General features: G+C 61.9%; 14 protein-coding genes and 4 tRNA genes. 15 read left to right on the forward strand and 3 right to left on the reverse strand.

Going from position 1 to position 15,805, the window contains the following annotated elements:
• The first annotated feature begins 3 nt into the window (after positions 1–3).
• The 13 genes from AO356_RS21455 to AO356_RS21515 all read left to right on the forward strand — a co-directional run bounded on the left by AO356_RS21455 (position 4) and on the right by AO356_RS21515 (position 12,300).
• A complete protein-coding gene (locus AO356_RS21455; RefSeq protein WP_060741443.1) occupies positions 4–2,601 on the forward strand; it encodes a FimV/HubP family polar landmark protein in 2,598 nt (865 codons plus the stop codon).
• A gap of 328 nt (positions 2,602–2,929) precedes the next feature.
• Positions 2,930–3,754 (forward strand): tRNA pseudouridine(38-40) synthase TruA, encoded by an 825-nt coding sequence (gene truA, locus AO356_RS21460; RefSeq protein WP_018610821.1) that lies wholly within the window; start codon positions 2,930–2,932, stop codon positions 3,752–3,754.
• A 63-nt stretch (positions 3,755–3,817) separates the two neighbouring features.
• Positions 3,818–4,441 carry a phosphoribosylanthranilate isomerase gene (locus AO356_RS21465; protein WP_060741444.1) on the forward strand — a complete coding sequence of 208 codons (624 nt, stop codon included), beginning with the start codon at positions 3,818–3,820 and terminating at the stop codon, positions 4,439–4,441.
• Between the two features lie 265 nt (positions 4,442–4,706).
• Positions 4,707–5,627: an acetyl-CoA carboxylase, carboxyltransferase subunit beta gene (gene accD, locus AO356_RS21470; protein WP_060741445.1), complete on the forward strand. Its 921-nt coding sequence runs from the start codon at positions 4,707–4,709 to the stop codon at positions 5,625–5,627.
• Entirely contained in the window at positions 5,624–6,931 is a 1,308-nt protein-coding gene (gene folC / locus AO356_RS21475; protein ID WP_060741446.1) for a bifunctional tetrahydrofolate synthase/dihydrofolate synthase, read from the forward strand. Before accD ends, folC begins: the two co-directional genes overlap by 4 nt.
• On the forward strand, positions 6,915–7,586 hold the full coding sequence (locus AO356_RS21480) for an SPOR domain-containing protein (protein ID WP_060741447.1): 672 nt from the start codon (positions 6,915–6,917) through the stop codon (positions 7,584–7,586). Before folC ends, AO356_RS21480 begins: the two co-directional genes overlap by 17 nt.
• An 89-nt stretch (positions 7,587–7,675) precedes the next feature.
• Complete coding sequence (locus AO356_RS21485; protein WP_030142022.1) at positions 7,676–8,236, forward strand: CvpA family protein; 561 nt, start codon at positions 7,676–7,678, stop codon at positions 8,234–8,236.
• Positions 8,237–8,277: 41 nt separating this feature from the next.
• A complete protein-coding gene (gene purF, locus AO356_RS21490) occupies positions 8,278–9,783 on the forward strand; it encodes an amidophosphoribosyltransferase (RefSeq protein ID WP_053123453.1) in 1,506 nt (501 codons plus the stop codon).
• A 55-nt stretch (positions 9,784–9,838) separates the two neighbouring features.
• Positions 9,839–11,050, forward strand: a complete 1,212-nt coding sequence (locus AO356_RS21495; RefSeq protein WP_060741448.1) for an O-succinylhomoserine sulfhydrylase — start codon at positions 9,839–9,841, stop codon at positions 11,048–11,050.
• On the forward strand, positions 11,047–11,820 hold the full coding sequence (locus AO356_RS21500; protein ID WP_060741449.1) for an SDR family oxidoreductase: 774 nt from the start codon (positions 11,047–11,049) through the stop codon (positions 11,818–11,820). Before AO356_RS21495 ends, AO356_RS21500 begins: the two co-directional genes overlap by 4 nt.
• A gap of 103 nt (positions 11,821–11,923) precedes the next feature.
• Positions 11,924–11,999, forward strand: a tRNA-Val gene (locus AO356_RS21505).
• Positions 12,000–12,057: 58 nt separating this feature from the next.
• A tRNA-Asp gene (locus AO356_RS21510) sits at positions 12,058–12,134 on the forward strand.
• Positions 12,135–12,223: 89 nt separating this feature from the next.
• A tRNA-Asp gene (locus AO356_RS21515) sits at positions 12,224–12,300 on the forward strand.
• 189 nt (positions 12,301–12,489) lie between these two features.
• Here AO356_RS21515 and AO356_RS21520 read toward each other — a convergent pair.
• Positions 12,490–13,773, reverse strand: coding sequence for an NAD(P)/FAD-dependent oxidoreductase (locus tag AO356_RS21520; protein ID WP_060741450.1), 1,284 nt, complete (start codon positions 13,771–13,773; stop codon positions 12,490–12,492).
• A gap of 184 nt (positions 13,774–13,957) precedes the next feature.
• On the opposite strand from AO356_RS21520, the gene AO356_RS21525 reads away from it, so the two are divergent.
• Together AO356_RS21525 and AO356_RS21530 are read left to right on the forward strand one after the other, a co-directional pair.
• Positions 13,958–14,034: transfer RNA gene (locus tag AO356_RS21525), tRNA-Val, on the forward strand.
• Between the two features lie 82 nt (positions 14,035–14,116).
• The gene (locus AO356_RS21530) at positions 14,117–14,761 is read left to right on the forward strand and encodes a hypothetical protein (RefSeq protein ID WP_060741451.1); all 645 of its coding nucleotides are present in this window, start codon (positions 14,117–14,119) and stop codon (positions 14,759–14,761) included.
• Between the two features lie 39 nt (positions 14,762–14,800).
• Here the strand turns inward: AO356_RS21530 and AO356_RS21535 are convergent, their stop codons facing one another.
• Positions 14,801–15,118 (reverse strand): type II toxin-antitoxin system RelE family toxin, encoded by a 318-nt coding sequence (locus AO356_RS21535; RefSeq protein ID WP_060741452.1) that lies wholly within the window; start codon positions 15,116–15,118, stop codon positions 14,801–14,803.
• Positions 15,108–15,395, reverse strand: coding sequence for a type II toxin-antitoxin system Phd/YefM family antitoxin (locus tag AO356_RS21540; RefSeq protein WP_060741453.1), 288 nt, complete (start codon positions 15,393–15,395; stop codon positions 15,108–15,110). Before AO356_RS21540 ends, AO356_RS21535 begins: the two co-directional genes overlap by 11 nt.
• Positions 15,396–15,805: the final 410 nt, after the last annotated feature.

Consider the following 15,805-nt stretch of genomic DNA (forward strand, 5'->3'; position numbering starts at 1 on the left):
GCTATGGTTCAAGTTCGCAAACTGGTGTTAGCAATAGCGGCCGCCTCGGCGCTGTCCTCCGGTATGGCGCAAGCGCTCGGGCTCGGGGAACTGACCCTGAAGTCGACGCCGAACCAGCCTCTGGTCGCCGAGATCGAGTTGCTCGACGTCCAGCAACTGACCGCCGCCGAAGTCGTGCCGAGCCTGGCCTCGCCCGACGATTTCGCCAAGGCCGGGGTCGACCGCCAGGCCTTTCTCAATGACCTGAGCTTCACCCCGGTGATCAACGCCAACGGCAAGAGTGTCTTGCGGGTCACGTCCAGCCGACCTCTGTCCGAGCCCATGGTCAAGTTCCTGGTGCAGGTGATGTGGCCCAACGGCCGTCTGCTGCGCGACTACAGCGTATTGCTCGATCCCTCCAAATTCTCGCCGCAGGCCGCCGACGCGGCCCGGGCAAAACCGCCCCAGGTCGTGGCCACGCCGGTCACCGGGGCCACCAAGCCTTCCCAATACACCACCACGCCGCGCGATACCCTGTGGGAAATCGCCGCCAAGGTGCGCAACGGCGGGTCGGTCCAGCAAACCATGCTGGCGATTCAGGCGTTGAACCCGAACGCGTTCATCAACGGCAACATCAACCTGCTCAAGACCGGCCAGGTGTTGCGCCTGCCGGATCCGGTGCAAAGCACGGCGTTGCCGCAGCCCCAGGCCATCGCCGAAGTGGCTGCGCAGAACGCCGCCTGGCGCTCGGGGCGTCGTACCGTGGCGGGTGCTGGCAAACAGCAGCTGGATGCCACCAAGCGTGGCCGTGGCGAAGGCGCGCCGGCACAGGCGGCCGGTCGCGACAACTTGAGCCTGGTGTCGGCCGATTCGGCGAAAGCGGGCGGCAAGGGCAAGGGCGCTGCTGGCGATGCCCAGGCGCTGACCAACAAGCTTGCGGTTACCCAGGAAAGCCTCGATTCGGCTCGTCGGGATAACGAAGAACTGAAAAGCCGCATGGCGGATCTGCAGAGCCAACTGGACAAACTGCAGCGCCTGATCGAGCTGAAGAACAATCAACTGGCCAAGATGCAGGCCGAAGGTGCCGCGGTTCCGCCTGCTGGCGAGGCACCTGCGGCGATGTCCGCAGAGCTGACCCCTGCGCCAGCGGCACAGGCCCCGACGACTGCACCTGCTCCTGCGCCAGAAACGACCCCGGAAGCGACACCACCTGCCGCACCGGTCGAGCCGACGCCTGTCGCGTCCAACGAGCAAAAATACAACGACCTGCTGACCAATCCGATCCTGCTGGGGTTGATTGGCGGCGGCGCGCTGCTTTTGCTGTTGCTGCTGTTGTTGCTCGCCCGTCGCCGCAAGGCCCAGCAGGAAGCGGAAAAACACTTGCGCATGGCCCGGGCCCTCGAGGAGGAGGCTGACTTCTCCCCGGAGCTCGATCTGCCCCCGAGCAGCTTCGAGGGCATTGATGTTCCACCACCTAGCGTAAAGCTTGAGCCAAAACCCGCGCCGGCCCCTGCGCCAGCCCCCAAGCCGGCCCCGGTGGTCGCGCCTGTGGTGGTCACGCCGCCTATCGCCGCGCCATTGGTGGCTCCGGCCGCCGATCGCTTCGACGACGTGCTGCCCCAGGCCCAGTCTCATATGGACCGCGGTCGCTTGAACCAGGCCGCTGACCTGCTCGAGCAGGGCATCAAGGCCGAACCCCAGCGCAGCGACCTGCGCCTGAAGTTGATGGAAGTTTACGGCCAGCAGGGCGACCGCGACGCCTTTGTCGCCCAGGAACGCCAACTGGTGGCCAATGGCGACAACTTCGCCCAGGTCGAACAGCTGAAAAGCCGTTTCCCGGCCATGGTGGTCGCTACCGCCGCCGGCCTGGCCGCGGCGGCAGTGGCTGCAGAGCTGGACGCGCAGTACGTCAAGGACCTGCTGGAAGACAAGTCGCCCACCGACGAGGAGCTGGACAGCGCCTTCGACCTGAGCCTGGACGACCTGGAAGCTCCGGTCGCACCCGCGCCGGAGCCTGTCGCCGAGCTGGACGCGTTCCCGGAAGACGACGACCTGAGTTTCGAGTCGGTGCTCAAGCAGCAGACTGAAGCCAGCGCGAGCTTGGACGACCTGTCGGAATTCGACCTGGACCTGGGGGCCGACGCGCCGACCCCGGTCCCGGCGCTCGATGACGAAGACTTCCTGCTGGACCTGGGTGACGATCTCAAGGGCCTGGACCTTCCAGCAGCCGAAACGCCGGCCCTGGACGATACACCGGCCGACGATCTCGAACTGCCGGCAGATTTTGACCTGTCCCTTGCCGACGAGATGGATGTCCATGATCGGCCAAAGGATGCCTTTGAATCCGAGCTGGACGATGTGAACGCCGAACTGGATCGCCTGTCCGACAGCTTGGCCCAGCCGACCTTCACCGCTGAAGATGCCATGGTTGGTGCTGAAGACGAGCCGGACTTCGACTTCCTCAGCGGTACCGACGAGGTGGCGACCAAGCTCGATCTGGCCCAGGCCTATATCGACATGGGCGACAACGACGGCGCCCGCGACATCCTTGGCGAAGTCCTCAGCGAAGGCGATGCGACTCAGAAGAGCGAAGCGCAGGAGATGTTGTCGCGTTTGGTGTAAGTCAGTAGTTAGACAAAAACGGCAGCCGGTGAGGCTGCCGTTTTTGTTTACAGCAGGATTTTTGGTGTCTGGGCTGGCCTCATCGCGAGCAAGCTCGGCTCCCACAGTGATCTGCTTCCACAGGGATCTGCTCCCACAGTGATCTGCTTCCACAGGGATCTGGGTGCTATCCCTTGTGGGAGCCGAGCTTGCTCGCGATAGCGCCCGTCGATCCAACCCAGGACCACCAGTTACACTGGCATCCCGCCCAGTCGGCCTTATAATGCCCGCCTTTGCGTACTCAGCAGGCTGTAATTCCTTGGCAAACATAGACAACCCGGCCGCCGAAATGGCGGCCGACGGCTTTTTTCGGATCGCCTTGGGCGTTGAATACAAAGGCTCGCGCTACCGTGGCTGGCAGCGCCAGGCATCCGGTGTATTGACGGTGCAGGAAACCCTCGAAAACGCACTGTCCAAAGTCGCCGACTCGCCCGTGTCGTTGCATTGCGCCGGCCGGACCGATGCCGGCGTGCATGCCTGCGGCCAGGTGGTGCATTTCGACACCCAGGTCGAACGCTCGATGAAAGCCTGGGTCATGGGCGCCAACATCAACTTGCCCCATGACGTCAGCGTCAGTTGGGCCAAGGTGATGCCGGCGCATTTCCATGCCCGCTTCAAAGCCATCGCCCGGCGTTATCGCTACGTGATCTACAACGATCAGATCCGTCCGGCGCACCTGAACGAAGAAATCACCTGGAACCACCGCCCGCTGGACGTCGAGCGCATGGCCGAAGCCGCGCAATACCTGGTCGGTGTCCACGATTTCAGCGCCTTCCGCGCGGGCCAGTGCCAGGCCAAGTCGCCGATCAAGGAGCTGCATCACCTGCGCGTGACCCGGCACGGCAAGATGATCGTGCTCGACATCCGCGCCAGCGCCTTCCTGCATCACATGGTGCGCAACATTGCCGGGGTGCTGATGACCATTGGCGCTGGCGAGCGACCGGTGGAGTGGATCAAGGAAGTGCTCGACAGTCGCGTCCGCCGTTCCGGCGGCGTCACGGCGCATCCGTTTGGCCTGTACCTGGTACAGGTGGAATATCGCGATGAATTCGAGCTGCCGGAGCGTTACATCGGGCCACATTTCCTCACCGGCTTCTCGGAACTCGACGGCTGACGCCCTCCGCAGCATTTGTTACCATCCGGGACTTTCACGGATTTGCCTGAGGTTTTAGCCACCATGCCCGTCGTTCGCAGCAAGATTTGCGGGATCACCCGCGTCGAGGACGCGTTGGCGGCGGTCGAGGCCGGGGCCGATGCCATCGGGCTGGTGTTCTATGCCAAGAGCCCGCGGGCGGTGACGGTGCAGCAGGCGCGGGCGATCGTCCAGGCCTTGCCGCCGTTCGTGACACCCGTAGGGTTGTTCGTCAATGCCAGTCGTTGCGAGCTGGGCGAGATCCTCGATGCCGTGCCGCTGGGCTTGTTGCAGTTCCATGGCGACGAAACCCCGGCCGATTGCGAAGGCTGGCATCGTCCGTATATCAAGGCGTTGCGGGTCAAGGCCGGTGACGACATCGCCGCCGGTTGCGCAGCCTTTGCCGGTGCCAGCGGCATCTTGCTGGACACCTATGTGGAAGGCGTGCCCGGCGGTACCGGCGAAGCATTCGACTGGTCGCTGGTGCCACGAGGCCTGAGCAAGCCGATCATCCTGGCCGGTGGCCTGACGGCGGAGAACGTCGCCGCGGCCATTCGCCAGGTTCGCCCCTACGCGGTGGATGTGAGCGGCGGGGTGGAGCAGGGCAAGGGCATCAAGGATCCGGCAAAGATTCGTGCGTTCATGGCTGCTGTTCGCAACAGCCAGTAGTCAATGTGACGGCTGGCAGACTGCCGCCGTCCATACCTGCACTGTACAAAGCAGGCAGGCGCCGCCTCCGGGTGGGCCGATAGCGTAGGGGCAACCGCAGTGCAGCGGTTGCCGGGATGGTTGAGGGGATTGGGCTGCACGCAGGTCATGTTTCGCGCTGACCGTGGTGGCCGTTCGACCCTCGCCGCACAATGAATTTAGCTCAAGGGCATACGCGGGGCCGCGAACCAGAGCGTTCGGGCCGCCGGTACTGGAGAAAGAAAGCATGAGCAACTGGTTGGTAGACAAACTGATCCCTTCGATCATGCGTTCCGAGGTGAAGAAAAGCTCGGTGCCTGAAGGTCTGTGGCACAAATGTCCATCCTGCGAGGCGGTGCTGTACCGTCCCGAGCTGGAAAAGACCCTGGACGTTTGCCCCAAGTGCAACCACCACATGCGCATCGGCGCGCGTGCCCGTATCGATATTTTCCTGGACGCAGAAGGCCGCGTGGAGCTGGGCGCCGACCTCGAGCCGGTGGATCGCCTGAAATTCCGCGACGGCAAGAAATACAAGGATCGCCTGACCGCTGCCCAGAAGCAGACCGGTGAAAAAGACGCCCTGGTGTCCATGAGCGGCACCTTGCTGGGCATGCCGGTGGTGGTCTCGGCCTTCGAATTCTCCTTCATGGGCGGTTCCATGGGCGCCATCGTCGGTGAGCGTTTCGTTCGCGCCGCCAACCATGCCCTGGAAAACCGTTGCCCGATGATCTGCTTCGCCGCTTCCGGCGGTGCGCGGATGCAGGAAGCGCTGATCTCCCTGATGCAAATGGCCAAGACCTCCGCGGTGCTGGCGCGTCTGCGTGAAGAAGGCATTCCGTTCATCTCGGTGCTGACCGACCCGGTCTACGGCGGTGTTTCCGCGAGCCTGGCCATGCTGGGCGACGTCATCGTCGGCGAGCCGAAAGCCCTGATCGGCTTCGCCGGCCCGCGTGTGATCGAGCAGACCGTACGTGAAAAACTGCCGGAAGGCTTCCAGCGCAGTGAGTTCCTGCTGGAGCACGGCGCCATCGACATGATCATCCATCGCCAGGAGCTGCGTCCGCGCCTGGGCAATCTGCTGGCGCAACTGATGGGCCTGCCGACGCCGACATTCGTCGCCGCACCGATCGAGCCGATCGTGGTTCCGCCAGTGCCTGCCGGGCTATGACCCAACGCACCCTGGGCGACTGGCTTGTCTACCTCGAGCAGTTGCATCCATCGGTCATCGACATGGGGCTGGAGCGCTCGCAATCGGTAGCGTCCCGCATGGGACTGGCCAAGCCGGCGCCCCGGGTCATCACTGTCACCGGCACCAATGGCAAGGGTTCGACCTGCGCCTTCGTGGCCTCGCTGCTGCGGGCCCAGGGGCTGAGCGTCGGTGTCTACAGCTCGCCGCACCTGCTGCGCTACAACGAGCGGGTGCAAGTGAACGGCGTCGAAGCCACTGACGCCCAGCTGTGCGAAGCCTTTGCCGCGGTGGAAGCCGGGCGAGGCGATACAACCCTCACGTATTTCGAGATGGGCACCCTGGCGGCGTTCTGGTTGTTTGCCCGTGCCGGCCTCGATGCGGTCGTGCTGGAAGTCGGCCTGGGCGGGCGGCTGGATACGGTCAACCTGGTGGACGCCGACATTGCACTGGTCACCAGCATTGGCGTGGACCATGCCGATTACCTGGGCGATACCCGCGAATCCGTGGCCTTCGAGAAGGCCGGCATCTTCCGCCAGGGCGCGCCTGCGCTCTGTGGCGATCTCAATCCTCCCCAGCCATTGCTGGACAAGGTTCGCGAACTGAGCTGCCCGTTCTTTCTGCGGGGTCGGGATTTCGACCTGGCGATGACCGAGCAGCATTGGCAATGGCGCGGCAGCGACCTGCGCGGCAATCCGGTGGAGTTGCGCGACCTGCCGCTGCTGGACCTGCCGATGGAAAACGCTGCGCTGGCGCTCCAGGCCTACTTGTTGCTGGGCTTGCCCTGGGAAGCCGGGCAAATCGTTCAGGCGTTGCAGGCGACCCGTGTGGTCGGGCGCCTCGACCGCCGTCAGTTCGATTGGCAAGGCAAACGCCTGAACCTGTTGCTGGACGTCGGTCATAACCCCCATGCGGCGCAGTACCTGGCCGAGCGCCTGGCGCGGCGGCCGGTGGCAGGGCGGCGCCTGGCGGTGTTCGGGCTGCTGGCCGACAAGGATCTGGATGGCGTTGTCCAGGCGTTGGATGCTAGTGTCCAGCACTGGGCGGTAACGCCGCTGGATTCGCCGCGCTCGCGTACGGCGGCTGAGCTGCAGGAGGCCTTGCAGCGTCACGGTGCTTCAGTGCAAGCCTACGCCAGTGTGGCCGCCGCCCTGGAAGGGCAGTGCGCCCTGGCGACGGTCGATGATGAAATCCTGCTGTTCGGATCATTTTTTTGTGTTGCCGAGGCCCTTCAATGGTTGGCCCGGCGCTCCACGGAGGAAGCTGCAGATGGCATTGCTGGATAAAGCGTACAAGCAGCGCATGGTCGGGGCCCTGGTGTTGGTGGCCCTGGCGGTGATATTCCTGCCGATGCTGTTTTCCCGCCAGGACGAGCAGCGCCAGGTCACGGTCGACGCGCCAGTCGCCCCCCAGGCGCCTTCGGTGCCGCCTGTGCAGGTCGAGCCGGTGGCTGTGCCCGAGCCCCAGGCGTTGCCTCAGGAGCCGGTGCCAAGCGACGAGGAACTGGCTGAGCAACCTGCTGCGCCCTCCACGCCGATTGCACCGGCGCCTGCCACGCCGGCTCCCGCCGCACCGAGCAAACCGGCTGTCGCACCCGTGCCTGTTCCAGCGGCTCCGGCGATCAAGCCGGCCCCGAGCCAGCCGATCACCGCCGCCCCGGCCAAGCCGGACACGACCCAGAGTCGTGTGGATGCCAATGGCCTGTCGGTCAGTTGGTCGGTGCAACTGGCCAGCCTGACCAGTCGCGAAAGTGCCGAGAACTTGCAGAAAACCTTGCGCAGCCAGGGCTATAACGCCTACATCCGTTCCGCCGATGGCAAGAATCGGGTGTTTGTCGGTCCGCTGATCGAGCGCGCCGAGGCCGACCGCCTGCGTGACCTGCTCAGCCGCCAGCAAAACCTCAAGGGGTTCGTCGTGCGCTTCCAGCCAGAGCGTGGTTGACGGCGATTTAGCTGATTTGAATCACGCAGCTTACCGACAGCCCTGGGCTCTGCTAAAATGCGCCGCCTTATCCGTCTGTAGGCTGCACCGTGCCATTTACCTGGGTTGACTGGGCGATCGTTGCGATCGTCGCCATCTCCGCATTGATCAGTCTGAGCCGCGGCTTCGTCAAGGAAGCCCTCTCGCTGCTGACCTGGATCATCGCGGGAGTCGTAGCCTGGATGTTTGGTGGTTCGCTGTCCCAGTACCTCGCCGGATACATCGAAACTCCCTCGGCCCGCGTGATCGCGGGCTGTGCCATCTTGTTTATCGCCACCTTGCTGGTTGGCGCAATGATCAATTATCTGATCGGCGAACTGATTCGCGTCACCGGGCTTTCCGGGACGGACCGGTTCCTGGGCATGGCCTTTGGCGCGGCGCGTGGCGCGTTGCTGGTGGTCGTGGCCGTCGGGCTCTTGAGCCTGGGGCCGGTGCAGCAGGATACGTGGTGGCAGGAGTCCCGGCTCGTGCCACAATTTCTATTGGTCGCAGACTGGTCCAAAAACCTGATCCTGGGTTGGAGCAGTCAGTGGCTTGCCAGCGGTATCAGCGTACCCGCTGAAATACCGTTCAAGGAACACCTCTTGCCGACGGCCAAAACGCCGCAGTGAGTGTTGTTCAGTTCAGATCCATTAAGTAGGGGTTGCGTCGCATGTGTGGCATCGTCGGTATCGTCGGTAAGTCGAACGTCAATCAGGCGCTGTATGACGCGCTAACCGTGCTCCAGCACCGCGGCCAGGACGCTGCCGGTATCGTGACCAGCCATGACGGCCGGTTATTCCTGCGCAAGGACAACGGCCTGGTGCGTGACGTGTTCCACCAACGTCACATGCAGCGCCTGGTCGGTCACATGGGTATCGGCCACGTGCGCTACCCGACCGCGGGCAGCTCGACGTCGGCTGAAGCCCAGCCGTTCTATGTCAACTCGCCTTACGGCATCACCCTGGCGCACAACGGCAACCTGACCAACGTCGAGCAACTGGCCAAGGAGATCTACGAATCTGACTTGCGCCACGTCAACACCAGTTCCGACTCGGAAGTGATGCTCAACGTGTTTGCCCATGAGCTGGCCCAGCGCGGCAAGCTGCAGCCTACCGAAGAAGACGTGTTCGCCGCCGTGACCGACGTGCACAACCGTTGCGTGGGTGGCTACGCGGTGGTGGCGATGATCACCGGCTACGGCATCGTCGGTTTCCGCGACCCGCATGGCATCCGCCCGATCGTGTTCGGCCAGCGTCACACCGACGAAGGCGTCGAGTACATGATCGCTTCCGAAAGCGTGTCCCTGGACGTGCTGGGCTTCACCCTGATTCGCGACCTGGCCCCGGGCGAAGCGGTCTACATCACTGAAGACGGCAAGCTGCACACCCGTCAGTGCGCGACCAACCCGTCCCTGACCCCGTGCATCTTCGAACACGTCTACCTGGCGCGTCCGGACTCGATCATCGACGGTATCTCGGTCTACAAGGCGCGCCTGCGCATGGGCGAGAAACTCGCCGACAAGATCCTGCGCGAGCGTCCGGAGCACGACATCGACGTGGTCATCCCGATCCCGGACACCAGCCGTACCGCCGCCCTGGAGCTGGCGAACCACCTGGGCGTCAAGTTTCGCGAAGGCTTCGTGAAGAACCGCTACATTGGCCGGACCTTCATCATGCCGGGCCAGGCCGCACGGAAAAAATCCGTACGCCAGAAGCTCAACGCCATCGAACTGGAATTCCGCGGCAAGAACGTGATGCTGGTGGACGACTCCATCGTCCGTGGCACCACTTGCAAGCAGATCATCCAGATGGCCCGTGAAGCCGGCGCCAAGAACGTGTATTTCTGCTCCGCGGCCCCGGCCGTGCGCTACCCGAACGTCTACGGCATCGACATGCCGAGTGCCCATGAGCTGATCGCTCATAACCGCACCACCCAAGACGTGGCCGACCTGATCGGCGCCGACTGGCTGATCTACCAGGACCTGCCGGACCTGATCGAAGCGGTGGGCGGCGGCAAGATCAAGATCGAACAGTTCGATTGTGCGGTATTCGATGGCAAGTACGTCACCGGCGATATCGACGATGCGTACTTGAACAAGATCGAGAACGCGCGTAACGATGCGTCCAAGGCCAAGACCCAGGCGGTCAGTGCGATCATCGATCTGTACAACAACTGAGTACGAACCGGCCCCGAGGGGCCGGTTTGCGTTTAACCGATTAAGGAGTGGCAGCATGAGTCAGGATTGGGATGCCGGTCGGCTGGACAGCGACCTTGAAGGCGTAGCGTTCGATACCCTGGCGGTTCGCGCGGGTCAGCACCGTACACCGGAAGCCGAACATGGCGATCCGATGTTCTTTACCTCCAGTTACGTGTTTCGCACGGCTGCCGACGCTGCGGCGCGGTTTGCTGGCGAGGTGCCGGGCAACGTCTACTCGCGCTACACCAACCCGACCGTGCGGGCATTCGAGGAGCGTATCGCCGCCCTGGAAGGCGCCGAGCAAGCCGTAGCGACCGCCACCGGCATGGCTGCGATCATGGCCGTGGTGATGAGTCTGTGCAGCGCCGGCGACCACGTGCTGGTGTCGCGCAGCGTCTTCGGTTCGACCATCAGCCTGTTCGAAAAGTACTTCAAGCGTTTCGGCGTGGAAGTCGACTACGTGCCCCTGGCGGACCTGTCCGCTTGGGATGCGGCAATCAAGGCCAATACCAAGCTGCTCTTCGTCGAGTCGCCTTCCAACCCTCTGGCCGAGCTGGTGGACATCGCCGCGTTGGCGGAAATCGCTCACGCCAAGGGCGCCATGCTGGTGGTCGATAACTGCTTCTGCACCCCGGCGCTGCAACAACCGCTGAAGCTGGGCGCGGACGTGGTGGTGCATTCGGCGACCAAGTTCATCGACGGCCAGGGCCGTTGCATGGGTGGCGTAGTGGCCGGTCGTGGCGAGCAGATGAAAGAGGTGGTGGGCTTCTTGCGCACCGCAGGTCCGACCCTCAGCCCGTTCAACGCCTGGATCTTCCTCAAGGGCCTGGAAACCCTCGGCCTGCGCATGAAGGCCCATTGCGCCAATGCCCAAGCCTTGGCCGAGTGGCTGGAGCAGCAGGACGGCATCGAGAAAGTGCATTACGCCGGCCTCAAGAGCCATCCGCAACATGACCTGGCCTTGCGTCAACAACGCGGTTTCGGTGCGGTGGTGAGCTTCGAGGTCAAGGGAGGCAAGGAGGGCGCCTGGCGCTTCATTGACGCGACCCGATTGATTTCCATCACGGCCAACCTGGGTGACAGCAAAACCACCATCACCCACCCGAGCACCACGTCCCACGGGCGCCTGTCGCCTCAGGAACGCGAGTCGGCGGGGATTCGTGACAGCCTGATCCGCGTCGCGGTCGGCCTGGAAGACATCGCGGACCTGCAAGCTGACCTGGCCCGCGGGTTGGCGGCCTTGTGATTGAGCTGGCTGCGCCGCCGAGCGGCACTCATGGCCGGGTTGCACTGGTCACGGGCGCCGCGCGGGGCATCGGTCTGGGCATTGCTGCCTGGCTGATCTGTGAAGGCTGGCAGGTGGTGCTGACCGACCTGGACCGCGAGCGCGGCTCCAAGGTGGCGAAGACCTTGGGCGATCATGCCTGGTTCATCGCCATGGACGTGGCGGACGAGGCGCAGGTCGCCACCGGGATCGCCGAGGTGCTCGGGCAGTTCGGGCGGCTCGACGCGCTGGTGTGCAACGCGGCCATCGCCGACCCGCACAACATCACCCTGGAAAGCCTCGACCTGGCTTACTGGAATCGGGTCCTGGCAGTGAACCTGGGCGGGCCGATGCTGCTGGCCAAGCACTGCGCGCCGTATCTGCGCGCTCACAACGGTGCCATCGTCAACCTGGCCTCGACCCGCGCCGCGCAATCGGAACCCGACACCGAAGCCTATGCGGCGAGCAAGGGCGGCCTGCTGGCCCTGACCCATGCCCTGGCAATCAGCTTGGGACCGGAGATCCGGGTCAACGCCGTCAGCCCTGGCTGGATCGACGCGCGCGATCCTTCCCAGCGTCGCGCACAGCCGCTGACCGACGCCGATCACGCCCAGCATCCTGCTGGCAGGGTCGGCACGGTAGAGGACGTGGCGGCGATGGTGGCGTGGCTGTTGTCGCGCAATGCCGGTTTTGTCACGGGGCAGGAGTTCGTGGTGGACGGTGGCATGACCAAGAAAATGATTTATGAGTGAGGGGGGTTGCAGGTGCCGTTTGAAACTGTTTTGAAAAAACTTCAACCCTGCTATTGACTTAGCTTCGGTACCTGCGTAAATTTCGCGGCCTCAACGAAGCAAAGGGTGATTAGCTCAGCTGGGAGAGCGTCTGCCTTACAAGCAGAATGTCGGCGGTTCGATCCCGTCATCACCCACCATGTTTTACGAGAGTTTTGTGAAAGCAAAACGGAAGCTGTCAAAAGCCTCCACCGACGCGCAGCGGTAGTTCAGTCGGTTAGAATACCGGCCTGTCACGCCGGGGGTCGCGGGTTCGAGTCCCGTCCGCTGCGCCATATTTTCCGAAGCAGGTTCGCCTGGTTCGAGATTGAAGCCCAAGGGTTTTGATCAGACGAGTTAACTGGACGCAAGTCCATAGCGATACGCAGCGGTAGTTCAGTCGGTTAGAATACCGGCCTGTCACGCCGGGGGTCGCGGGTTCGAGTCCCGTCCGCTGCGCCATATCTGCTTCGAGGCCCGCTGAACGCCTTGAAGCTAAGAAGAAAGCTGCAAAGCTACTTCTAGTCGATAGCAAAGACCCTGGTCGAAAGACCGGGGTTTTTTGTTTTTGGCGAAATGATATTGGGCCAAGCCCGTGGCGAGGGAGCTTGCTCCCGCAGGGCTGCGAAGCAGCCCCTATTGTTGGCAGCTTCAGAACCCCAATTTATCCCGTAACCCGTAATACCAGGCACCCATCGCCGCAAACGGCGTACGCAACAACTGGCCGCCGGGGAAAGGATAGTGAGGCAGGTCGGCAAACGCATCAAAACGCTCAGCCTGACCACGCAGCGCCTCGGCCAGGACCTTGCCCGCCAGGTGCGTGTACGTCACGCCATGGCCGCTGCAGCCCTGGGAATAATAAATGTTATCCCCCAGTCGCCCGACCTGCGGAAGACGCGACAGCGTCAGCAGGAAATTTCCGGTCCAGGCGTAATCGATCTTCACGTCCTTGAGCTGCGGGAAGGCCTTGAGCATCTTCGGCCGAATGATCGCCTCAATGTTCGCCGGATCCCTCGCGCCATACACCACGCCGCCCCCGAAGATCAGGCGCTTGTCGCCCGTCAGTCGGTAGTAATCGAGCAAGTAGTTGCAGTCTTCGACGCAATAATCCTGAGGCAGCAGGCTATGAGCCAACTCGTCGCCCAGGGGCTCGGTGGCAATCACCTGGGTGCCGCAAGGCATGGACTTGGCCGCCAACTCCGGGACCAGATTACCCAGGTAGGCATTGCCCGCCACGATAATGAACTTGGCCCTGACCTTGCCTTGTGGGGTATGCACAACCGGGCTGGCGCCACGCTCGATGCGCACCGCTGGCGACTGTTCATAAATCACTCCACCCAGCGATTCCACCGCAGCCGCTTCGCCCAGCGCCAGGTTGAGCGGATGAATATGCCCACCGCTCATGTCCAGCATACCGCCCACATACTCCTCGCAAGCCACCACCTCGCGAATACGCCGCTGATCCAGCAGCTCCAGCTGGGTATGACCGAAACGCTCCCATAAACGCTTCTGCGACTCCAGGTGGCCCATCTGTTTAGCGGTGAGGGCGGCGAATACACCGCCGTCCTTCAAATCACACTGAATCTGATACTTCGCCACCCGCTCGCGAATGATCCGCCCACCCTCAAACGCCATATTGCCCAGCAGCTGCGCCTGCTGAGGACCGACGCTGCGCTCGATTACATCAATGTCGCGGCTATAACTGTTAACGATCTGCCCGCCGTTACGACCCGAAGCCCCAAAGCCCACCTTCGCCGCCTCAAGGACCGTGACCTTGAAACCGTTCTCCAGCAAAAACAGCGCAGAGGACAGGCCGGTGTAACCAGCGCCGATCACGCAAACATCCGTCTCGACGTCATCCTGCAGGGCAGGGCGCGGAGGAACCGGGTTGGCCGACGCGGCGTAATAAGACTCTGGATACGGTGTGTTCGCCATTCTGGAACCTCTGTTTTATATTTTTTACGAATGCAGCGATCCTACCCGAGATAAAAATCGGCCGCCAGCCACCCCTTGAATCTTCGTCGTATTGGTGAAATTAAATATTTTGCATATTCATAGGGTTAGGTGAAAAAAAGGTATTGACACCCCTTTGGAATTCCGTAGAATGCCGCCTCACAGCAGGCACGTAGCTCAGTTGGTTAGAGCACCACCTTGACATGGTGGGGGTCGTTGGTTCGAGTCCAATCGCGCCTACCAAACAAAATCCGCTCTGCTGGGCGGTCTAGAAGGGGTTCACCGAGAGGTGAGCCCCTTTTTGCTTGCACATAAGGACATGGTCATGCGGGTTGTCACTTCCGTAACTTTTCTTTCTATAGCACTTGCTGGTTGTGCTGGAATACCTTCAGTTCCATACGAAGAGCCTACTCAATCGGAAGGGATAGCGCGTGTTCGCGTTATCACGAACTCCGATGTGTATGGAGATAGCATCGTCGGCAGTTGTGCTCCTGCTACCCGGCATAAGATGGCTGAAGCCGGACGTTTTGGGCAGGACGGTACGGCGAGCATCAACTATCCGCAGTATCCCCTGAAGTCGGCGAGCATCGGCATACCGAAAAGAGTTTGGCCCAGTCTTATCCAGTACACCCCTGCAATTCGGATGGGGGAAGGGGCTTACAAAGAGGTCGTAACCGAGTATCGCGTCAGAACGGATCTGCCATTCCAAATTGCAACCCGGGGCGCGACTATCGCGGGCAGTGGCAGCTCTTACCGGTCCTGTGATGGTCATGCGCTCGTTTACAAGCTGGAACCAGGAAAAGACTACGAAGCTGTGGTGGGGGTGGATAGCAGGCCAAGCAAAGATGGCGAGCAAGCGCTTATTTGCATGTTGGCGGTTCTCGAAGTTACCACTTTGCCTGGTACTTCGATTGTGATTCCCCAAAAGTTGACGCCTGCTGCGCCTCCGCAGGTGGCCTGTAAAAACTAAGAAAACCAGGGCCGGCCATGATTGTGAGAGCCAAGTAAGTTATTTCAAATCGTGGTCTGTCCCTGAGGAATCCCGATTCTTGGCCGAATCGTAGACGCTGCTTCGTTCCCGCTTGCCGACGGCCAGCACCAAGATGACAATCCGTTCATCCTCAACGCGGTACACAAGTCGGTAGCCGGCGCCGCGCAATTTGATCTTGTAGCAATCCTTCATGCCGTGAAGTGCATCGCCTGGCACTCGTGGCCCGGCCTGCCGTTCCTGGAGCTTTCGCAAGAACTGGAGGCGGATGGTGCCGTCGAGCTTTCGCAGTTCTTTCAGCGCCTTCGGATCCCACTCGACTTCGTACTCAACGGCCATTGGCGATATCTGCCTCGGCCTCGCCAATGAGATCGTCGAGAGATACTCGAACAGGTGTCTCGTTGGCGTCGAGTCGTGACTTGACCAAATGAACCAGTTCCAGTTCATCCAAGCGCTCAACCATCGCCTCGTAGACGTTGGCAGGGACCATGTAACCCATGACCCGGTTGTGGTTCAGCACGGCCACGGGCAACCCGTTGGCGTTGCTCAAGACTGAAGACGGATTCTTCTTCAGTTCAGATACGCTGACAGCCACGTCAGCCAGAATATTTTGCATAAATAAGACTCCTATATAGGCCTTTATTTTGGTCTTTTTATTTTGGGGTGGCAAGCGCTCTGGATCCGGATTTCACGCTCAAGTCCGTTCAATGCACTGAAAGCGTGAGCCTGGTGCCGGCCTGTTTCGTCTTAGGATGGCGGCAGGGCCACGGCCATTTCTTCGAAACCTGTTTCTTCCTTCCCCAGATAAAGGGCGCCTGAAGAAAAAATGGGACACCCATTAGCCGGTCTCAAGTCAAGGCTAAAAGCCAACTCGCCCTGCAGCTTTTAACTGCTGGGTTCCCCCTTATCCCAACCTGCCTGGTTGAACCTGTCGTACCCGTTTTCTCATCACCGGCATCGACTGCATCCCGGCAACCCTGCTCATCGACACCGAAGCGCCTCTGGACGTCCTTTTCGAAACCGCCG

This window comes from Pseudomonas fluorescens, from assembly GCF_001307275.1.
Taxonomy (GTDB): domain Bacteria; phylum Pseudomonadota; class Gammaproteobacteria; order Pseudomonadales; family Pseudomonadaceae; genus Aquipseudomonas; species Aquipseudomonas fluorescens_AA.